The sequence below is a fragment of the Corynebacterium neomassiliense genome, from assembly GCF_900626215.1.
Classification (GTDB): domain Bacteria; phylum Actinomycetota; class Actinomycetes; order Mycobacteriales; family Mycobacteriaceae; genus Corynebacterium; species Corynebacterium neomassiliense.
In genome coordinates this window covers 2,305,478-2,326,491 of the sequence record NZ_LR131106.1, presented here as the reverse complement: position 1 = coordinate 2,326,491, position 21,014 = coordinate 2,305,478, and the positions used below count along the sequence as shown (strand labels likewise).

General features: G+C 67.0%; 18 protein-coding genes. 2 read left to right on the top strand and 16 right to left on the bottom strand.

The genetic code is table 11. The features are described 5' to 3' along the window. The 14 genes from E0E18_RS10190 to E0E18_RS10130 all read right to left on the bottom strand — a co-directional run bounded on the left by E0E18_RS10190 (position 1) and on the right by E0E18_RS10130 (position 14,238). Positions 1–1,047, bottom strand: coding sequence for a decaprenyl-phosphate phosphoribosyltransferase (locus tag E0E18_RS10190; protein WP_066586416.1), 1,047 nt, complete (start codon positions 1,045–1,047; stop codon positions 1–3). Further along, entirely contained in the window at positions 1,044–1,628 is a 585-nt protein-coding gene (locus E0E18_RS10185; protein WP_130840632.1) for a phosphatase PAP2 family protein, read from the bottom strand. The genes E0E18_RS10190 and E0E18_RS10185 overlap by 4 nt, the downstream gene beginning before the upstream one ends. Then, positions 1,621–3,681, bottom strand: coding sequence for a glycosyltransferase (locus E0E18_RS10180; RefSeq protein WP_110482226.1), 2,061 nt, complete (start codon positions 3,679–3,681; stop codon positions 1,621–1,623). Before E0E18_RS10180 ends, E0E18_RS10185 begins: the two co-directional genes overlap by 8 nt. Positions 3,682–3,806: 125 nt before the next feature. After that, positions 3,807–4,310: a hypothetical protein gene (locus E0E18_RS10175; protein ID WP_130840630.1), complete on the bottom strand. Its 504-nt coding sequence runs from the start codon at positions 4,308–4,310 to the stop codon at positions 3,807–3,809. Between the two features lie 33 nt (positions 4,311–4,343). Next, positions 4,344–5,207, bottom strand: coding sequence for an ABC transporter ATP-binding protein (locus E0E18_RS10170; RefSeq protein ID WP_110482630.1), 864 nt, complete (start codon positions 5,205–5,207; stop codon positions 4,344–4,346). A gap of 14 nt (positions 5,208–5,221) precedes the next feature. Continuing rightward, complete coding sequence (locus tag E0E18_RS10165) at positions 5,222–6,331, bottom strand: FecCD family ABC transporter permease (protein ID WP_130840628.1); 1,110 nt, start codon at positions 6,329–6,331, stop codon at positions 5,222–5,224. Further along, the gene (locus E0E18_RS10160) at positions 6,328–7,446 is read right to left on the bottom strand and encodes a FecCD family ABC transporter permease (RefSeq protein ID WP_337189537.1); all 1,119 of its coding nucleotides are present in this window, start codon (positions 7,444–7,446) and stop codon (positions 6,328–6,330) included. The genes E0E18_RS10165 and E0E18_RS10160 overlap by 4 nt, the downstream gene beginning before the upstream one ends. 229 nt (positions 7,447–7,675) lie before the next feature. Then, on the bottom strand, positions 7,676–8,770 hold the full coding sequence (locus E0E18_RS10155) for an iron-siderophore ABC transporter substrate-binding protein (RefSeq protein ID WP_130840626.1): 1,095 nt from the start codon (positions 8,768–8,770) through the stop codon (positions 7,676–7,678). Positions 8,771–8,809: 39 nt separating this feature from the next. Then, complete coding sequence (locus E0E18_RS10150; RefSeq protein WP_161972272.1) at positions 8,810–9,814, bottom strand: ABC transporter substrate-binding protein; 1,005 nt, start codon at positions 9,812–9,814, stop codon at positions 8,810–8,812. A 146-nt stretch (positions 9,815–9,960) separates the two neighbouring features. Beyond that, positions 9,961–10,797: a helix-turn-helix transcriptional regulator gene (locus tag E0E18_RS10145; protein WP_237559735.1), complete on the bottom strand. Its 837-nt coding sequence runs from the start codon at positions 10,795–10,797 to the stop codon at positions 9,961–9,963. Continuing rightward, positions 10,794–11,699: a siderophore-interacting protein gene (locus E0E18_RS10140; protein ID WP_066586404.1), complete on the bottom strand. Its 906-nt coding sequence runs from the start codon at positions 11,697–11,699 to the stop codon at positions 10,794–10,796. Before E0E18_RS10140 ends, E0E18_RS10145 begins: the two co-directional genes overlap by 4 nt. A 62-nt stretch (positions 11,700–11,761) precedes the next feature. Then, entirely contained in the window at positions 11,762–11,926 is a 165-nt protein-coding gene (locus tag E0E18_RS14025; RefSeq protein WP_202616722.1) for a hypothetical protein, read from the bottom strand. 96 nt (positions 11,927–12,022) lie between these two features. Then, a complete protein-coding gene (locus E0E18_RS10135) occupies positions 12,023–12,847 on the bottom strand; it encodes an ABC transporter substrate-binding protein (protein WP_237559734.1) in 825 nt (274 codons plus the stop codon). Positions 12,848–13,143: 296 nt separating this feature from the next. Beyond that, positions 13,144–14,238, bottom strand: a complete 1,095-nt coding sequence (locus E0E18_RS10130) for an ABC transporter substrate-binding protein (protein ID WP_237559733.1) — start codon at positions 14,236–14,238, stop codon at positions 13,144–13,146. Positions 14,239–14,456: 218 nt separating this feature from the next. Here E0E18_RS10130 and E0E18_RS10125 point away from each other — a divergent pair, with 218 nt between their 5' ends. Continuing rightward, on the top strand, positions 14,457–16,148 hold the full coding sequence (locus E0E18_RS10125; RefSeq protein WP_202616721.1) for an ABC transporter transmembrane domain-containing protein: 1,692 nt from the start codon (positions 14,457–14,459) through the stop codon (positions 16,146–16,148). Further along, the gene (locus E0E18_RS10120) at positions 16,145–18,010 is read left to right on the top strand and encodes an ABC transporter ATP-binding protein (RefSeq protein WP_130840621.1); all 1,866 of its coding nucleotides are present in this window, start codon (positions 16,145–16,147) and stop codon (positions 18,008–18,010) included. The genes E0E18_RS10125 and E0E18_RS10120 overlap by 4 nt, the downstream gene beginning before the upstream one ends. Here E0E18_RS10120 and E0E18_RS10115 read toward each other — a convergent pair. Together E0E18_RS10115 and glf are read right to left on the bottom strand one after the other, a co-directional pair. After that, complete coding sequence (locus tag E0E18_RS10115; protein ID WP_066586380.1) at positions 17,937–19,703, bottom strand: long-chain-fatty-acid--CoA ligase; 1,767 nt, start codon at positions 19,701–19,703, stop codon at positions 17,937–17,939. The genes E0E18_RS10120 and E0E18_RS10115 overlap by 74 nt on opposite strands. Positions 19,704–19,812: 109 nt before the next feature. Beyond that, positions 19,813–20,982 (bottom strand): UDP-galactopyranose mutase, encoded by a 1,170-nt coding sequence (gene glf, locus E0E18_RS10110; RefSeq protein ID WP_130840619.1) that lies wholly within the window; start codon positions 20,980–20,982, stop codon positions 19,813–19,815. Between the last annotated feature and the right edge of the window lie 32 nt (positions 20,983–21,014).

The window sequence follows — 21,014 nt, the reverse complement described above, 5'->3', positions numbered from 1 at the left end:
TCAGTTCAGCTCAGGAATGACATACACGGCGACGGCGATGACCACGACCCACGCGAGCGCGAGAGCCTGCAGTGTCCGGTCCTTCAACGCGATCTCGTCGGGCGCACCGCCCTCCCCCCGGTCGACATCGGCCGCGTACCGCAGGATCGCGACAGTGAACGGCACCATCGACAGCTGGTACCAGACCGAGGCATGCCCCGGATGCTGCTGGCTCATGTCGAACCCCCACAGGGCATAGAAGACGACCACCACAGTGGCGGCCATCGTCCACACGAACCGGAGGTAGGTCGGGGTGTAGCTCTCCAGGGAACGCCGGATCTTCGCACCTGAGCGCATCGCCAGCTTCAGTTCCGCGTACCTCTTGCCGGCTGCCATGAACAGGGACCCGAAGGCCGCGATGAGCAGGAACCACTGGGACAGGTCGATGTCCGCCGCCACGCCTCCGGCCATCGTGCGCAGCATGAAACCGGAGGAGACCAGTGCGATGTCGATGACCGGCTGGTGCTTCCAGCCGAAGCAGTAGCCCAGCTGCAGTGCGATGTAGACGGCGATGACGATCGCCAGTTCCGGTCCGGAGGACGCCAGGAAGCTCAGCCCCACCGACAGTGCGATGAGGACAACCGCCATGATGTAGGCCAGCGGCACGGGAAGAACCCCCGCCGCGATGGGACGGTACCGTTTCGTCGGGTGGGCGCGGTCGGCCTCGACGTCACGGGCGTCGTTGATGAGGTAGATCGAGGACGCCCCGAGGCAGAAGACCACGAAGGCGATGACAATGTCCAGGATGACGTCGGCGTGGAAGAGCATGTCGCCGCCGGCTGCGGCCGGTGCCGCCACGACCAGGACGTTCTTCACCCACTGCTTCGGACGCAGGGCCTTGACCATCGCGTCGGGCAGGTTCCTCGGCGCCCGTGGCGTCCTCCCTGTACCGTCCGGGGAGGTCTCGGTGTGCCCCTCCGTCCACACGGCCGTGTCCTCGTCGAGTCCGGAGGTGTGCGGCTCGGACCCGATAAGTCCACCGTCGGGATTCTGCCTGTCGGGATTCATCGACCGTTCTCCTTACTCTCTGCCCTGTCAGTTCCGGCCCTGCGGGACCCCGCCCGGTCTGTCATGAACCGGTGCACGGCCTGCTCCGTCAACGCCCCGAGCACAGCCCCCGCAGCCACGTCCGTGGGATAGTGGACGCCGAGGGCCAACCTGGACGCCATCATCACGGGAACACCCGCCAGGGGCACGGCCGAGTCCGTGATCCGGGACAGCGCGGCAAGTGCCGCCGTCGTCGAGGTCACGTGCGAGGAAGGGAAGCTCAGACTGCTCGGGGTACCGACACCCACCGTGATCCGGGGATCGTGGGGGCGCCTGCGACGGACGACACGTTTGAGGACCACCGACGCCGCGTGCGCGGTGAAGGCGGCGGCGCCGAGAGCGATCCACGCGTCCCTGCCCGTCCGGCGGTCCCGGCTGTCACGGGCGGAGAACGCTCCGACGGCAGCCAGCGCGCACCAGCCCAGGGAGTGCTCCCCGAAGTAGCTGAGCCCGCGGGCCACAGTCCGGACGGCAGGCCCGGCGGGAGTCCGGACCACGGCGTCCTGGAAGGCTGCCAGCAGGTCGTCCTCGCGACTACTCACCGACACTCTCCGGTTCGAAGATCCGGCCCCATGCCTCCGTGCTGGTGAGTTCAGGAAGTGCGACACGGTAACGCTGACGCATCTCGTCGAAACGGGTGAGCACTTCCTTCTGCAGTCGGACGGACTCCGTCGCAAGTTCCTTCGCCTTGTCCCGGTCCCGCTTGCGGAAGACCACTCCCCTGCCGTCGGCGGTGGTGACGGTGGCTCCGTCGACCCGGCCCATGGAGAACCACCGTGCCTCGATCGGGGGCAGATTGACCTGCGGAACCTCGTGATGGTGCGGGTCAGCGGGGCGGAGGTTGTTGCGCAGCACCTTCACCAGGGTCGTGATCTTCTTCAACGGTGTCAGCGGGATCTCCGTCAGGCGGGCGGGGCCGCCGTCCGCGGGGGGCAGCTGCGATGCACTCGGGACGACCACGGCGTCGGGGAAGTTCTTTCTCAGGGCGCTGATCCGCGGGAGGGCGGTGCCCAGGATCTCGAAGAGGTGGTCGGGGCCGGCGAGGAAGTCCTTCATCGCCTCGTTCTGGATGGCCACGGTGGAGTACTCCAGGCACATGAGGTGCTTGGTCGTCGCCTTGGCCATCGAGGCGATGATGCCGTTGGGGCTTCCCTCATGCTGAAGTGCGGCGACGATGAGCCGGTTACGCAGGTGGAAGTAGGCCTGCCAGTCAATGGCGTCGTCCTTGTCGGACCAGGCCATGTGCCAGATGGCGATACCGGGCCACGAAGCGGTGGGGAAGCCGTGGTCGCGGGCCCTGAGCCCGTACTCACCGTCGTCCCACTTGATGAACAGGGGGAGCGGCTGGCCGATGGTGTCGGCGACGACGCGCGGGATCATGCACATCCACCAGCCGTTGTAGTCCGCGTCGATGCGGCGGTGCAGGTCCTTGGAGTCGATCCTCTCACCGGACGGGGTCACACCGTACTCGCCGCGGTCGCTCAGCGGATGCCGGTAGAAGTCGTGGTCGTAGTGGGTGTGGGGGGCGCCGGTCCACATGAAGCTGCCCCGGTCGATGATCTCCCCCATGGTGTGCAGGTGGGACCTCTCCTGGAGGTTCAGCATCTGACCGCCGATGAGCATGGGCGAGGAGGCGTACCGGGCCGCCGCGAGGGCACGGAGCACACTGTCCGGCTCAATGGCGATGTCGTCGTCCATGTACAGGATGAAGGGGCTGTCGGTGCCGCGCTCCGGGTGGCGGGCCTCGTACATGATGCGGGAGTAGCCGCCGGAGCCGCCCAGGTTGCCCTGCACCGGCATGCGCAGACGCTCCCCGTAGAAGGCCTCGACCGCTGCGAACCCGGGCTCGTCAGCGGGATGCTTCGTGCCCTGGTCAGGCATGATGAGTGCGTCCACCACGGAATCGACGACCGGGTCGGAGGACAGTGCCTCCAGGGCGGCGACGGCGTCCGCCGGCCGGTTGAAGGTCGGGATACCGATGGTGATGCGCGGCTCCCGGGCGGGGAGGGTGTCCCCGGCGTGCAGCGTGGTCTTCTCGCCGGTACCGGGGTCGGTGACGACGGCGTCAGCGACGAGGGTCTGTTCCCCGGCGTCGACGGTGGCGTACCATCCCGCCGCGTGGACCGTGGTCTCGGACTCGCAGGTGAGGTCGAACCAGATCCACCCGCCGTCCTCGAAGGGGGCGAGGGAGACGGTGAACTCCGCGGTGCCGCGGCCGGAGTCGTCTGTCTCGACGACGCCACCGGTCACCGCGATGCGCGAACCGTCGATCTTGGACCTGTAGATGTCGATCCTGGCGTCCCCGGTGAGCTCGATGCGCAGCTGGACTTCACCGAGCTGGCTCCAGCGGCGCCAGTAGGACGCCGGGAATGCGTTGAAATAGGTCTCGAAGCTGACCTCGGTGCCGGCAGGGATGCTGGCCGAGGTGCGCGACAGTGCGGTCACGCGACCGGGGGCCGACTCGTCCTCGACGATGTAGAGGGACCGGACGTCCCGCGGCTCGCCACGCTTCGGCAGAATCACCCGGGCGAGACGCCGCGGGTCGAAGGTGTCGGAGGTGCTGCTGTTGACGCTGTTGTCGCTGGTTGCGCTCATGTATTCCTACGCCGGCTTCCGGTAGACAGTTGTTCGCCGACGATTATCCCCTATCGGGGACCCGGGAGTGTAGTCCGGCACGCGGACAGGTGGCGGATTTTACCGGGAGTTCCCTGTGAGACCGGTCATCCCAGGGTCAGTCCGAGGGTGTCGAACCTGCTGTCTGCGCAGGTGCCCAGGGTGTTGACGCAGTAGCCGGAGACGGTGTCCGAGTCGAGCGGGAGAAACTGCCCCTGCACGGCGGCATCACCTGCGGCGTCCTGTGCGAGGGTGACCGCCGCCGCCCCGTCGGGGACGTCCGACCGGTCGAAGACGGCGAACACCGCACCGGTGAGTTCCTTTCCCGCCCCGGGACTGCAGGTCGCACCAGGGTGTCCGGTGTACGGGTCCGCACCCGGGATGCAGTTCCAGCCGGCGGCGCGGGCTACAGCGAGGAAAGCCTCCACGTCTGCGCCCGGGCCCGATGAAGCGGGGCCGGGTGATCCCGGCCCGGATGACCCGGTGGCCGCCTCTGTGGCGGTCTGCTGCCGGCCGGGATCCCGCTCCGTCCCGTCGGAGCAGGACGCCGACACCAGGACGGTGGTCGCGGCGACAGCGACAGTGACGGCCGTGGTCTTCGCGGTGCGCATGGTGTGCATCGTAGGCGTCGTCGCCGCGGACTGTCAGGCTTCGTCGACGACGGGTGTGACGGGGGCGAGTCCCCCTTCGGCGGACCTCGGGTCCAGCGGCACCACCGTCGGGGTGCCGGTGACCGGGTCGGGGACGACGAGGGACCGCAGACCGAAGACCTGCTCCACGAGGTCCGGGGTCATGATCTCCTGCGGGCTGCCCGTGGTCACCACCTGACCGTCCCTCATGACGATGAGATGTCCTGCGTAACGGCAGGCCTGGTTGAGGTCGTGGAGAACGGTGACGACGGTCTTGCCGTCGTCGTGGAAGGTGCGCAGCAGTTCCATCAGCTCGTACTGGTGGGCGATGTCCAGGAATGTCGTCGGTTCGTCGAGCAGCATCACCGGTGTCTGCTGGGCCAGCAGCATCGCGACCCACACCCGCTGACGTTGTCCACCGGACAGTTCGGCGACGGGACGGGAGGCGAGACTGTCGGTCCGGGTCGCCACAAGGGCGTCCTTCACCGCTTTCTCGTCCTCCGGGCTCCACTGGCGGAAGAGGGACTGGTACGGTGCACGGCCACGTGCGACCAGGTCGGCGACCCGGATGCCTTCGGGGGCGAGTGAGGTCTGCGGCAGCAGACCGAGCTGCCGGGCCACCTCCTTTGACCCGTAGGTCTCGATCGCCCGGCCGTCGAGGAGGACCTGGCCCTTCACCGGGGTGAGCACTCTGGCCACGGCCCGGAGCAGGGTGGATTTTCCGCACCCGTTGGGGCCGATGATGGCGGTGAAGGAACGGTGCGGGATGTCGACGGTGAGGTCGGTCGAGATGATCCGCTGGTCGTAGCCGATGGTGGCGTCGCGGATCTGCAGCCGCGCCTCGACAGTATCTGTGTTCACGGTGTTGTCACTCCTCATGTCGGTGTCCCGTCTCATTTCGGCGTCCCGTACTGGACCCGTGCCTCGCGGATCAGCAGCCAGATCATGTAGATACCGCCGACGGACACTGTCAGCAGTCCGACGGGGATGGACCGGTAGAACTGTGCGATCACCAGGGACAGGAAGTGGGCGAACGTGAGCAGGGCCGCCCCCACCGCCGCGGCACCGAGCACCGTCACCCCCGGGGTCCCCGCGATGCGCCGTGCCAGTTGCGGGGCGACCAGCGCGATGAAGCTGATGGGTCCGGCTGCGGCGGTGACGAGCGCTGTCGTGGCGACGCCGAAGACCATGAGCAGCAGTCGTGTCCGTTCCACGTTGATTCCCTGGGTGGTGGCGGCGTCATCCCCGAGTTCCATCTGCCGCAGTGACGGTGCGAGCAGTGCCACACCGGCGAGGACGATAACGGCGAGCACGAGCACCGGAACCAGGGAGTTCCAGGTCACCCGGTTGATTGAACCGGCGGACCAGAAGCCGACCATCATGGCGTCCTCGACATCGGCGCGGGTGATCAGGTAACTGTTCAGGGAGCCGAGCGTGGCCGAGACGCCGATACCGACGATGATGAGGCGGAAACTCTCGACCTTCCGGTTCTTCCGCGCCAGGAGGAAGACGATGCCCGCCGTGATGATTCCCCCGATGATGGCGGCGAAGGCGACGTCCCAGTAGGCGGTCGCCCCGAACGCGAGCATGCACAGGGTGACGGCGGTGTAGGAGCCGGCGTCGAACCCGATGATGTCCGGGGAGCCCAGCGGGTTCCGCGTCATCGACTGGAATACCGCCCCGCCGATCCCGAGCAGCGCCCCGAAGACAACCGCCGAGATGGCGACGGGCATCCTCCACTCCACGACGACGATGCGGTGGAAGCGGGTCTCCGGGTCGCCGAAGATCGCACGGGTGATCTGCCAGGGATTCAGCGGGTAGTCGCCGATGCCGATGGCCACGACCGCGAGTACGGCGGCGGCGACGAGAAAGGACACGGCGACGATCACGAGACGGACATGGACCCTGCCACTGGTCCGGGGGGTACGGACAACGACGGTGCGGTAGCCGAAGTCGATCCCGGATTCTCCGGTGTGGTTCCTGATTCTCTCTCTGATACTCACAGACCACTCGCATTCTTCCGGCGGACCAGCGCGATGAGGACGGGTGCACCGATGACGGCGGTGAGGATGCCGACCTCGATCTCACCGGGACGGGCGATGACGCGTCCGAGCGTGTCTGCCAGCAGGACCATCACGGGTCCGCCCAGCAGACAGTAGAAGAAGATCCATCTCTGGTCGGGGCCCACGATCCAGCGCACCACATGGGGCACCATCAGGCCCACGAATCCGATGCCCCCGGTCAGGGCGGTCGCTCCGCCGGCGAGCACTGTGACCGCTACGACGGTGACCACACGGGCCCTGACCACCCTGGTTCCCAGGGAGGCGGCCAGGTCGTCACCCAGGGCGATCGAGTTCAGGTCGGTGGCCACCAGCACGGCGAGAACGAACCCGAGCAGCAGGAACGGGATGACGAAACGCGCGTCCTCCAGCGAGGTCCGCGCCACCGAACCGAGGTTCCAGTTACGGATCGACTCGAAAGTGTCGGGGTCGATGAGGGTGAGGAAGCTGGTGACTCCTCCGAACACGGCACCGAGGGCGACACCGGCGAGCACCAGGGTGGCCGGGTTGGCTCCTCTGCCGCCTCCGGCGACGCCGATGACATAGACGAGCACTGTCGTCCCCGCGGCCCCGAGGAAGGCGAACCAGATGTACTGGGTGATCCCCGAGATCCCGAGGACGCCCACGCCGACGGTCACCGCCAGTCCGGCGCCGGCGTTCACGCCGAGGATCCCGGCGTCCGCCAACGGATTCCTGGTCAGTGCCTGGATCAGTGCACCTGCCAGCGCGAAAGCTGCTCCGGTGAGGATGCCGATGACGGTGCGCGGCAGGCGCTGGTCCCAGACGATCCAGGACGCCTCGTTCTCACCGCGGTGCCAGATGGCGTCCCAGACATCGGCGTAGGGGATCGGGTTGGCACCATGGGCGAGACTGGCGAGGAAGGCCAGTGCCAGTGCCACGACAAGCACGATCAGCCCCAGGGCACGCCGGGCGTTGATGCCTCTGTCCCGGCGACCTCCGCCGCCGGTCTCAGGGTCGGTACCGGTGGTCGCGGATGTGCCGCCGGAGTTCTCGTCCGGGCCGGGGTCCGGTGGGGCGTCGGTGGTCAGATGTGTCATCTCTGTCTGTCGTCAGTCTCGGTACGGTTGTCGCCGGCGCTGTTCACAGGTGGTTGTCGCCGACGGTGGAGCAGGTGGTGGAGCAGGTGGTGATTCAGGGCATTCTTACCGGCTTCGTAGCCTAGCCTCTCCTCCGAACATTCAGTTGTCCGAAAGTGACGAATTCTTGACCTGTTCCGGCGTCGGTCGGGTGCTCCACACACCGCGGTCCGCCCCGCAGGGGTCGAGGTCACCGGGCTGGGCGCACCACCGCACCCCCGTCGACGGCCGAGGCCAGATCATCAAGGAATCCCTGGTCGAGCGACCATCGGATACTCAGGGGACTGGGCGCGTTGGTCGCCGACGCCAGGGTCTCGTCCTCGATCAGGTAGTAGTGACCGCTCTTGACCGGCTCCCACCTGGCCACCGCGGGATTGTCGAGCGTGTCCTCGGTCTCGTCGTGCCCGCCGGACCATCCGACAAAGAGGTCAGTCTTCACCCGCTGCAGGTTCTCGAGACTAATGTCCCCGTAGAAGGAGTCCGCGTCCTCCACATTGAGATCTGTCTTCAGGCTGGGGCTGTCCACCAGCCCGAACTCCCGCAGGAACGCCACCCGAGGATCCCCGGACACGTAGATGCCGATGCTCGAGGAGCCCTCCGGTGGCAGGGTGAGCCCGTAGAGGAAGTTCTTACCCGCCAGCTGCGGATGCTTCGCCGCCTCCGCGGCCATGGCGTCCCCGGTCTCGGAGATCAGTTCGGTGGCCCTGGCGTCCTCCCCCAGTGCCTTCGCCACCGTACGGGTGAGGTCCTGCCAGTTCCCCGACTGCCACGGTTTCTCCTGGTAGGCGACCGTGGGCGCGATGCTGCTGAGCTTGCTGTAGTCGTCGGCGGTGACGCCCGAATGAGGGGCGAGGATGAGATCGGGTTTCAGGGTGGCGATCTTCTCGATGTCTGTCGTGCCGTCGTCCCTGTTCGTCGTCTCCGGCATGTCCGCGCCGAGGACATCCTGGACCTGGTGGCGGAACCACGGGGTGAAGCCCTCGTCGTCCCCGCCCCAGGTTTCGTCGACCCCTACCGGAGCCGTACCGAGCGCGGCGACGATGTCGTGGGTGATCCACCCGATCGTCACGACCCGCTCCGGCTTCTCCGGAATCTCCGTCTCACCGTAGACGTGCCCCACGGTGACGGGGAAGTTCCCGTCACCGGACTCCCCGGATGTACCGGCGGCACTGTCTCCGTCGTCGCCGGACGAGCACGCCACTGCCGCGCCCAGGGTCACCGCCGCGAGAACTCCCGCCGCGGCCGTACGCCACATGGACGCCGTGCGTCGCAGAAATGTCTTCATTCTCCGTGTCCTTCCCGGTGCTTCATCGAGTGCCTGGAGTCAGTGCTGTTCAGTAAGGTCCCGGGTCACCTGGTCGGCGAACGCCAGAGCACCTGAGGGGGACCCGTACTGCATTTCCATGTCGTAGGTGTAGATCCTGTTCTGCTTCACGAACGGGAGTTCACGCCACTGCGGACTTGCGTTGAGTTGGTTCATCATTTCCACGAAATCGGGGTCGTCAGCCGCCCCCCGGACTGTCCCGAACCACACCGCATCAATGTCTGCGAGCTGGTTGACCTGTTCCATCCCCAGTTCGAGATCCTCATCCTCCTCCCCGACCTTGAGGCTGAGCCCCAGATCGGAGAAAACCCCGCATTCCAGTCCCGCGTAGCAACCGAGGCTGAACCTGTTGTCGGAGAAGTTCAAGGTGGCCACGGTGAGATCCCCGAGACCCGCGGATCCGATCTTCGACGCAGCGGCCCCGGTCTTCCCCTCATAAGTCTCCTTCCACGCCGCCAGCTGTTTCTCTCTTCCAAGGTCAGAGGCAGTTCTTTCGAAGTGCCCCAGCCATGGTTCACCGTCAAAGGAGTTGTCCGAGTACGTCGGGGCGACCGCCGACAACCTGTCGTGAGCTTCCTCCAGTCCGCCGATCCCGTTGAGAATGAAATCAGGGTCGGCTTCCGCCACCGCCTCATAGTTGAACTCGGGGTAGTTGACGAACGTGTCGGTCACGTTCTTCAGCTTGTCCTGAGGGAAGTAGGACGGGAAGCTGTCGTACCCCTCACGCACCGGCTGTGTGGAGGCCAGTGGAACGTCGAGCGTGGCGAGGATGTCGACGTCAGTGGTGTAGAAACCCATCGCCGCAGCAGGATCATGGTCCAGGTCGACAGAATGCCCCAGCGGGTCTGTCGTGTGAATACCGGCCCTGCCATCAGTGGACGTCGATTCGTCCCCGTCGTCGCCGGACGAGCACGCCACTGCCGCGCCCAGGGTCACCGCCGCGAGAACTCCCGCCGCGGCCGTACGCCACATGGACGCCGTGCGTCGCAGTTTCACTGTTGCCATGTCCACTCCTCTGCTGAAAGCCCCCGCCATGTCAGGCCAGGGTCACCTTGGTCGACAGTAGAAGTGCGTCCACACTGGTGGACGACAGGATTCTTCGCTCAGCGGACAGTGGGTCACGGAGTCTGACGGGACCGCCGTCACGCCTGTCACCGGGTCCGGAAGTCCTGTGGGCCACGGCCGGTGATCCTCTTCAACGCTGTGGCGAAGGCACTCGGACTGGTGTAGCCGACCCTGCGGGACACCGTGCCGACCGGTGTTCCCTCACCCAGCAACCGCACGGCGGCGGACATACGGGCCACGGTCCGCCATTCACTGAACGTCATCCCGGTGTCGGACCGGAAGGCGCGGGCGATGGTCCGACCGGACGTGGCGAGCAGCCACGCCCAGTCATCGAGGGAACGGGCGTCCTCCGGATGTTCGAGCAGCTGACGGGTGATCGGCTGGATCAGCGGACTGCGTGGCAACGGCAGTTCCAGTCCCGGAGCCCCGGGCTCGGCCATGAACTCCAGGCACAGGCGTTGGGCACGGAACCGCTGTTCCCGTGACATTCCCCGGTAGGCCAGGTGCAGGAGCAGTTCCCGTGTCGCCGTGTTGACCGTGACATCCCGGACAGCACCGGCCGGGCCCTGCCAGGCTGACGGCCGGACGTACACGGCGGTGAGGGTGCTGTCCTCCGAAGTGTCCGAGACATGCTCCACTGAAGCCGGTACGAACAGTCCGAGTCCGGGGGGAAGATGGTGGCGGTTGCCCCGGATGTCCACGTGCGCGGTACCGCGTACCGAGAAGAACACCACATGGTGGTTGTCGTGGCGGTGGGTCCGGCCGGTGCACAGTTCAGGTTCCAGGGGACTGGGGTAGCGCAGTTCCCGCAGGGTGAACAGGTAGTCACCCGGAATGAGCGCGTCCCTCGCATCGCCTGAACTCCCGGCGTCCCCGGCGTCCCCGGTGCCCCGGAAGGCGGCACCGGTCACTGCGGCGGTCACAGTCCCCTGCTCCCGTAGAGTTCGTCGACGACGGCGGTCTTCTCGTCGTCATCGAGGTCACTGTCGAAGATGTCCCGGACCTTGTCGGCGAAGTCGGGACCGAGGGCGTCCCAGGTCGCACGCCACTGTTCGGAGTCGTGGATCCAGTAGCCCATCGTCGTTGCAGCTCCCCTGGCCAGGCCCTTGTCCCGGCGCAGGATCTTCCGGACCGCGCGCGAGGTTCGGGTCTCCGTCGCCGCCCACACGGCGTCCTGACCGGTGATCTCCATGTCGGAGAGGACGTCGGGGATCCTGCTTTCCGCGACACCGTTGCCGGAACCGGGGAGCCAGATGCACTCGACGTCATCTCTGGACGGGACTATCCCGTAGCCTTCGGCACGGACTTCGCACACCAGTACCGAGGACACTGTGGCCGGAGCGGTCTCGATGATCCGGAGTGCCGCGGGAAGACCTGGTTCGTCGCAGAAGAGCACCTGGCGGGTGGCCTCAGGAGGACGGTCGTAGACGCCGACCGGTGGGGTGAGGCCGACCTCGCCACCTGTTTCCACGGTCGTGGCCCAGGTGGTGGCGACACCGTCGCCGTGGACGACGAAGTCCACGTCAATCTCCCCGGCCCGCCAGGCCCTGACCGTGTAGGTGCGCATCTCAGACGGCTCCACCCCCTCGTCGTACACCCAGCCCCGGCCCTGCAGTTCCGGAAGACGGACAGGCTCTGCCGGCGAGTCAGGGAAGAAGATCCGGATCCACTCGTCACCGACACCGGTCGTCGGATAGTCCGCCATGTCCGTTCCGCCGAGGGTGACACGCACCATCGCGGTCCCCACCCGGGTCACGGCCAGAACCCCTGCACGGTGGACACGGGGAACATAGTCGGCAGGGTACTTTTCATCACTGCTGGTCATGTGCTTCTGTCAGCCTCTCGTCATGTGGCGGAGGTGTCACGGCACCGTATTCCCCGGGCCGTCTACGCCATGTTCAGTGAGGCAACCCTACCCGGCGAAATCTTCGCGCAGCGGACAGGTGCGGCGGCGTGGCGGGCACGGCACATGCATCCGGAGACACTGACCGATCCACAGTTGCCGCAGGTACGGAAAGCCATCTGGGCCGAGGCGTCCATCACATTCGCCATCTTTGTCAGAGGGACTCCTGCCGGCACCTCCGCGTCAGCTCACCGGCGGAGAGGAGGTGGTCGGGGACCACCGGTTCGGCCGGGGAACGGAAGCTGTCACTCCTGCAGGGGTCTGAGCACGGATTTCTCGACAGCGCTCAAGAAACTCTCTGCCGTCGAATAATCCGTGATCTGTACGAATACCCCGAACACCTTCTCTTCTTTCGCTGCCCTGAGGTTCTGGAACTGGACATTGTCCGTCAACGATGCAACATCCGTAAGGACACTGCCGTCGGGTCCCGCGGGAACAATGACGACGTCAGCCTCTCCCAGCACGTCAGTTATCCTCTCATCCGAGTATTTCTCCCATCCGTTGGGAAAGTCTCCGGACGGAATCGACGATGCCGTCCGCATACCGATCTCCCGGTAGACAGCACCTGCCGGACCAGTGGGATAGTGCACGGCAAAACTGTTCTCATCCATCGGCGCGACAGACGCGAAAGTCGTGTCCTCCAGCACGTCACGGTACTTCTCGCCGAGCTCGGCAAGATGCTGTTCGTATCGCTTCTTCCCTTCGGAAAGCTCTCCCGTTCTCCCTACGGCCTCTGCGATTCCGGCCGTGACACCCTGCCAGTCTCCCCAGTTTCCTGTGCGGACCAGAACTGTCGGCGCAATGGCCGCGAGCCGCTCGTAGTCCCCGTCCCCGAGAGCCATGGCGTCGCCCACGATGAGATCCGGTTCGGCTTTCGCCACAGCCTCGAAATCCAGTGATCCGGCACTCCCGACCGAATCCGGTGCAGCAAGATACCTCTGCTGCTCCTCAGTGAGCCCGTCTCCCGACATTGAATAGTCAAGGGTGGCGACCGGGGTGATTCCGAGAGACCTGAGCTGCAGCGGAGTGTCATAGGTGACCGCAACCACCCGCTCCGGATCCTCCGGCACCTCGATGTCACCGTATGCACTGGCAACGGTGCGCGTGGATGTGTCACCTCCGGCATTGTTGCCACCGGAGCTGCAGGCCGACGCCGCGAGGACGCCGACGGTGGCTGCCAGAGTCATTACAGTGCGGCGGACACGGCGGGCGCGGACCGTCGTGAGTTGACGGAGGTTCATGACATTCTCTCTCGGTCGGAGGATCTCTGTTTCAGGATCTCTGTTTCAGGAGAGCCCAGGTAGGCTCACCCCGGTCTGGCGTGCACTTTTCATCCGCGGACGGACCATGGCCGCCCGCTTTCCGGCTACCGGGCGGCAGCGGACAACACGTCGGCGATGTCGTCGATCGCCCACGCCAGACTCAACGGTGTGGAGACCGACAACGCCAGGCTCACGTCCTTGTCAGTGATCAGCGCGGTATGACCTGCTCCGACCGGCCCCCAGGACGCGAAGGCACGGTTGGATCGGAGCGCCTCGTCCCACGACTCCCGGTCGGTACCGGTGACGTACAGGTCGGCGGTCGTGCCGACCAGCTTCTCGACCGAGACGTTGAAACTGGAGGCACCGTCCGCCTCGGCGGCGAGCCTGCCGAGGTCCGGGGAATCGACCAGGCCGAGTTTCTGGAGTGTCTTCACCCGGGCATCCTGGTCGGAGAAGATCACGGTCTGGCCGTCCTCGGGAAGGAATCCGTAGAGGAAGGTCTTCCCGTCGAGTTCCCTGTGACTGTCAGCGCTCTCCGCGATTTTCGCGTCCAGGTCCCCCGTGATCTTCTCTGCCTGTGAAGGACGCCCCAGTGCCCTGGCGACCATGTCCAGATGATCTTCCGCCGAGGTAGCCCAGGGTTCGTCGGGGAAGGCCACGGTCGGTGCGATGTCTGACAGCTTCCTGTACTCGTCCTCCGTGATCCCGGAGTTCACCGCGAGAATGAGGTCGGGGTTCTGCTCCAGGACGAATTCGGTGTTCACGTCACCACGTTCCAGTGACGGATCGGTCGCGGGCAGTGGAGCGCCCAGTGCGTCGACGGCTTCGCGGAACCACGGGTAGTATTCCGCACTCTCTCCGTCGCCACCCGCGGTCCCCTGCGCCACCGGTACCGTCCCGAGCTGCACGGCGATGTCGGAGCCCGCCCACCCGACGACCACCACCCGCTGCGGCTGTGCCTCGACGGTGGTGCTTCCGTAGGCATGGTCGACGGTGACCGGGAATGCTCCCTCTTCGGCGTCGGCGAAGACCCGCCTGTCGTCCGGCGCACTGTCACCGTCGGAGGAGGAGCAGGCGGTGAGGGCTCCGGCTGCCGCGACAGTGACCGCGACAAGTACCGCCAGGAGCGCCCTGATCCTCCCGGGGAACCGGAGACCGGGTCCTCCTGCCGTCATCACAGGTACCGGGGTGTCTGACACAGTGTTTTCCTTCCGTCGCATGCTGTTACCTGCAGAACGCTAGTCAGCCTCACCTTCCCCGGGAGGACACTTTCTCCGTCCCCGCGGACATCCGCGACATCCGGAGCGTCCGGAGCGCCCGCGACATCCGGAGCGTCCGGAGCACCCGTGCGGACACTGTCCGCCGCACGGCAACGGTCGTCCTCCAGGCGCGTCCGCCGGCCCCTAGCGTCAGGACCATGCCCGCGCCACCTCCGCCCGCCGCGACTTCCACCGCCGCCCCTTCCACCGTCACCACGTCGGACATGCTGCGCACCGCGCTCACCCGCGACGGCCGTTCGCGGCGACTCATCGCCTGCACTCTCGGCCTGGTGGTCCACAGTCTCGGTGAGGCCTCCGTTCCCCTGCTCATCGGAACGGTGATCGACCGGGCCGTGATCCCGGGCGACGCCACCGCACTGGTGTTCTGGCTCGGCGTGCTCGGGGCGTCCTTCGTGGTCATGTCCTCGGCATACCAGTGGGCCATGCTCGGCATGGTGCGGGTCTACGGCCACGGTGAACACGACCTGCGGCAGCTCGCCGTGGGCCGGGTGCTGCACCCCCGGGGCACCGCCGGTCGACGGCGCACCACCGGGGAGGTTCTCTCCGTCGCCTCGAACGACACCTTCCAGGTCGCCGGGGTCGCCTGGTCGGTCGTACAGCAGGGAGCGACGGTGGCCGGTCTGCTCGCCGCCACGGTCGCACTGCTGCTCATCTCCGTACCCCTGGGCGTCGGGGTGTTCCTCGGCGCCGTGGTGGTGCTCCTGCTCATGCAACGCCTGTCCCGCCCCATGTTCGCCCGCGGCCGTGAGGAGCAGAGCGCCGTCGCCTGCGCCTCCGAGGTCGCCGCGGACGCGATGGCAGGGCTGCGCATCATCCGCGGTCTCGGGGCACGGGACGAGATCAGCCGCCGTTACCGTGCCGCCAGCAGGCATTCCCGCGACACGGCGGTGGCCTCCGCGGTCTCCCTGCGTTCCTATGACGCCGTCAGTGAGGTCGTGTCACTGCTCTACCTGGCTGTTCTCACCTTCGCCGCCGGGTGGTTGACCGTCAACGGTTCGGTGACCCCCGGCCAGCTTGTCACGGTCATCGGACTGGCACAGTTCCTCAAGGGGTCCCTGGCACACATCGGCACCTTCGGCGCGAACTGGGCGTACAAGCGGGCCTCCGCCGCGCGGCTGAGAGACCTTCTCGCCGAAGACTACGGACTGCCGGAGGGGGAGGACGCCACGGCCACCGCCGACGGTGCCGGCAGAGGAAACGGCAGAGGAAACGGCAACTGTGACGGAGACGGTGTGCTGACCTGGGTGACCGGCGGGGTCCGCGTCCACGCCGTCCCCGGCCGACTCACCGGCATCAGCGTGCCGGACGCCGGAACCGCCCGGCGCGTCGCCGACCGGCTGGGATACCGGACCCTCCCCTCCCCCGGCGAGCTCACGTTCTCCGGGGAGGACGCCCTGTCCGTCGGACCGGACGCGTGGCGTCGCCGTGTCACCGCCCCACCGCACTCGGCCTCGGTGTTCACCGGTACCCTGCGGGAGAATGTGACCCTCGGTCCCGGGGCGCTCGATGAGGCGGTCGTCACCGCCACCGCACTCGACGATGTTATCGCCCACCTGGGCTCCGCCGACGCCCAGCTGGGTGAGGGCGGGCACCGCCTGTCCGGTGGGCAACGTCAGAGGGTCGTGCTCGCCAGGGCACTGCACACGTCCGGGCCGGTCCTGGTCCTTGACGAACCACTCACAGCACTGGACCCGGTGACCTGCGGCAACGTGGCAGCGAGGATGGCTGACCTGGTCGCCGCCGGTGACCGGGCGGTCGTGGTCGTCACCTCCGACCGGCAGCTCCTGGACGCCTGCCCCGTGGTCGTGGACGCGGGGGTGACGGCGTGAGCGTGAACGTCGCCGCCAGGCTTCCCGAGGCGTCGGTACCGGACACCGCCCGGGCGGCCCGGGCCCTGCTGCGCCCGTACCTGCGGCCGCTGTCCGGTGCGGCGGTGCTCCTCGCCGCCGGTGCCACCGCCGGTCTCGGCGTCCCGGCACCGCAGGGCCGCATCGTCGACGACGTCATCGCCGGGAACGGTCCCGGAAGGCTGGCGGTGACGGTCGCTCTGGTGCTCGTGACCGGGGTGTGCGCAGCCCTGCTGGTGCTGTGGGGCGGTCGGATACTGGTCCGCGCCCTGCAGTCAGCCCTGGCGGACCTGCGGGAACAGGTGGTGGACGCCGCGGTCCGCCTGGATGCCGGTCTGGTGGAGTCCGCCGGCAGCGGTGACATCGTCTCCCGGGTCACCGGGGACGTCGAGTCCGTCACCGGTGCAGTGACGGAGGTGCTGCCACGTAGCACGCAGGCCGTGGTGACACTGCTGGTCACTGCCGCGGGCTTCGCCGTGCTGGACCCGCTGACAGGGTTGGCCGCCCTGACTGTCCTCCCTGTGCAGCTTTTCGCAGGACGCCGTTTCCTGCGCAGGTCACGGCCCCTGTATGTTCGTCAGCAGAGGACGGAGGCCGAGCGCGGTCAGGCGCTCATCGAGTCTGTCACGGGTGCCGCGACCGTGCGGGCCCATGCCGTGGAGCCTGCCCGTCTGGCTCTGATCGCGTCGCGCAGTCTGGCCGCCGTGGAGATCGGCCGGGCGGCGACGAAGGTCCGCAACGGCTTCAACGCCGGTCTGAACACCGCGGAGTTCCTCGGTCTCGCCGCTGTTCTCGCCGTGGGGTTCCGGCAGGTGGAGGCGGGAGTTCTCACTGTGGGGGCGGCGACCACGGGTGCCCTGTTCTTCCAGCGGTTCTTCGCCCCGGTCAGTGACCTTCTCGCCGGTGTCGACGACCTGCAGCGCGCTGAGGTGGGCCTGGCCCGACTGGTCGGGGTGCTGCAGGTCCCGGTGGAGGCGGCACCTGCGACGCCGGTGGCAGGTGCCGGTGTGCAGCTCCGGGAGGTCTCGTTCGCCTACCCGTCCCTTCCCCCCTCCCTTTCCCTCTCCGCCTCTGAGTCCCCTGCTGTACCTGCCCCGGTGTCTTCTCCGGCATCCGGGGCAGCAGGCCGCACAGTTCTCGACAGGGTGACGCTGACAGTCCCGGACGGGGCGCGCGTCGTACTCGTCGGGGCGTCCGGTTCAGGCAAGTCGACGGTGGCCCGGCTCATCGCCGGTGCCCTGCGTCCCACGTCCGGTGAGGTGCTCGTCGGCGGGGTCCCGGCGCAGGAGGCGGCGTCCTCCCTGCCACCCGGGAGCCCTGCCGTCCTGCTGGTGACCCAGGAGATCCACCGGTTCTCGGGGTCGGTGGCGGACAATCTGCGGCTGGTCGCGCCGACTGCCACGGACGCGGAACTCCTCGCTGCGACGGACGCGGTGGGTGCCGGATGGGTACGCATCCTGGGCCTGGATTCCACGGACGTGCTCGACGAAGCGCAGGTGCAGCAGCTGGCGCTGGCCCGGGTCCTGCTCGCGGACCCGCCGGTGGTGGTTCTCGACGAGGCGACCGCCCACGCGGGCACCGACGACAGGCTGGACGCCGCGGTCGACGCCGTCACCCGCGACAGGACCTCGGTCATCGTCGCCCACCGGCTGAGTCAGGCGGCCCGGGCGGACCTCGTCGTGGTGTTGGACGGGGGACGGATCGTGGAGTCCGGCACGCACGGGACGCTGATCGCCGCGAAGGGGCGCTACGCCCGACTGTGGGCGGCGTCTACTCCTCCGTCATCTCCTTGCGCACCTCGACCCGGCGCACCTTCCCCAGCTGGTCGGCGGGAAGCTCGGTGAACACCTTGAACACGCGGGGCACCTTGTACCGGGCCAGGCCCGCACGGCAGTGTTCCTTGAGGATCTCCTCGTCCAGGCGGGCACCGTCGGCGAGGACGATCGCCGCGGCAACAGTCTCGGAGCCGTCGACCCGGGGCAGGCCCACCACGCTCGCCTGCGCGACCGACGGGTGCTCGGTGAGCACCTCCTCAACCTCCTGCGGGTACACGTTGAAACCGCCGGTGACGATCATCTCCTTGATCCGGGAGACGATCTTCACGAAACCGTCGGACTCCATCACAGCCATGTCACCGGTACGGAACCAGTCACCCAGGCCGTCCTCTCCGGGGACGAACACCTCCGCGTCGGCGTCCGGCCGGTTGAGGTAGCCGCCGAAGACCTGGGGACCGCGGACCACGAGCTCACCGGCCTCACCGTCGGGCAGCACCACGGTGGGGTCATCCTGCGAGACCACCCGGACCTGCGTGTCGGGGAAGGGGACACCGACATAGCCGGGCCGACGGTCGGGACTCATGGGGTTACCGAGCACGATCGGCGACGTTTCGGTGAGACCGTACCCTTCGACCAGCAGGCCACCGGTCAGATTCTCCCAGCGTCTGACCACCTCCACCGGCAGTCCGGACGCCCCTGAGAACGACGCCTTCACCCCGGAGATGTCGATGTTCTGCTTCTCCGCGAGGTCCATGATCGTCTGGTAGAGGGCAGGGACACCGGGGATCCACGTCGGCTTCTGCTTCTTCATGGCACCGGCGAGCAGTGGCCGCTTCGGCGCCGGCAGCAGCAGCACCGTCCCCCCGATCAACGGGCCGAGGGTGATGTTCATCGTCAGACCGTAGGCGTGGAAGATCGGGAGAGCTGCGAGCATCCGCTCAGGTTCCTCGTCACTGCCGAGCCCCGGGACCCAGTCACGGCCCTGGATGATGTTGGCGCACAGGTTGGCGTGGGACAGGCCCGCGCCTTTCGGCGATCCCGTCGTGCCGGAGGTGTAGAGCACCAGGGCGATGTCCTCGGGGCGGACGTCGGCGGTCTCGATGAGGGCGCGTCCCTCCGACTCCGAGGCGTCCTTCATCAGGTCCGCCCACTCGGTGAGCCCCTCGGTGGAGCCGGCCAGTTCACCGCGCAGGGCCTTCAGCGGTTTGACCGGGATCTTCAGCGCGGCCTGGAGGTACCAGGGCATCGCCCGGGTGATGGTCACCGGGATGATCTGTTCCAGCGGAGAGACCGTCCGCAGTTCCCGTGCGACATCGACCGCCTTGTCCCAGAACACGCCCACCTTCGCCCCGTGGTCGCGGAAGGCGACCGTGAGTTCCCTGGCGGTGTACAGCGGATTGTGCAGGGTGACGGTGGCGCCCAGGGACAGGACGGCGTAGAAAGTGATGAGCGCCTGCGGGCAGTTCGGCAGGGCGACAGCGACCCTGTCGCCCTTGCGCACGCCACGGTTGTGCAGCATCGCGGCGCAGACACTGACCTGGCGTCCGTACTCCCGGTAGGACACCGTGGTCCCGAAGAAGGTCATCGCCGGCCGTTCGGGCCAGGTCTTCACCGCATGGTCGAAGATCTCGGCGAGGGTGCGTTCGTTCTCGGCGTCGTAGTCGAGTTCAGGCCTCGTCCATTCGGGGTAGACATCCCACCAGGGGTGCTCTTTCCAGGTGGTGGACGGGGTGTTCGGGGTGGACGCCGTGTTCTCGCTCATGATCTTTCAGACTACGCTGCGGGGGTGCGGGGAGGAATGTCCGGCGATCCCCCGGCGACAGGAGCAGTCCGGCCGGGCTTCACCGGACTGTGCCGGACTGTGCCGGGCGTCAGCCCAGCAGCGGCGAGATCTTGTTCTCGAACATGGTCAGCGCAGATCCGATGGCCATGTGCATGTCGAGGTACTGGTAGGTGCCGAGTCTGCCACCGAAGAAGACCCTGTTGTCCCCGGTCTCCGCCTCTGCAAGTTCGCGGTAGCGCAGCAGCTTCTCCCGGTCCTCGGGGGTGTTGATGGGGTAGTACGGTTCATCGTCACCTTCGGCGAAGCGGCTGAACTCCTTCATGATGACGGTCTTGTCCGTCGGGTAGTTCTTCCTCTCCGGGTGGAAGTGCCGGAACTCGTGGATCCGGGTCCACGGGACATCGGCGTCGTTGTAGTTCATCACCGGGGTCCCCTGGAAGTCCCCGGTGTCCAGCACCTCGGTCTCGAAGTCGAGGGTGCGCCACCCGAGGCGTCCCTCCGAGTAACCGAAGTAGAGGTCGAGCGGCCCGGTGTAGACAACCGGGGCGTCCGGGTTGGCTGCGCGGACACTGTCACGGACGTCGAACCAGTCGGTGTCGAGGCGCACCTCGATGTTGTCGTCGGCCGCCATGTTCTCCAGCCACGCGGTGTAGCCGTCGACGGGCAGTCCCTCGTAGGTGTCGTTGAAGTAGCGGTTGTTGAAGGTGTACCGGACCGGCAGGCGGGAGATGTTGGACGCCGGGAGTTCCTTCGGATCGGTCTGCCACTGCTTCGCGGTGTAGTCACGCACGAATGCCTCGTAGAGGGGACGGCCGATCAGGGAGATTCCCTTCTCCTCCAGGTTCCGGGCGTCCTCCGGGTTCAGGCCGTCAGTCTGTTCCCTGATCAGGGCCTTCGCCTCGTCCGGGCTGTAGTAGCGGCCGAAGAACTGGTTGATCAGGCCGAGTCCCATGGGGAACTGGTAGGCGGTGCCGTCATGCATGGCGAACACACGGTGCTGGTAGTCCGTGAACTCAGTGAACTGGTTGACGTAGTCCCAGACCCTCTTGTTGGAGGTGTGGAACAGGTGGGCACCGTACTTGTGGATCTCGATACCGGTGGAAGGCTCCGCCTCAGAGTAGGCGTTGCCGCCGATGTGGCTGCGACGCTCGATGACGAGCACCTTCTTGTTCAGCTGGCTGGCGGCACGCTCGGCGACGGTCAGTCCGAAAAATCCGCTGCCGACGACGATCAGGTCGTACTTGCTGTTCTCACTCATGACCGTCAACGTTACAGGTCGCCTACCATCGG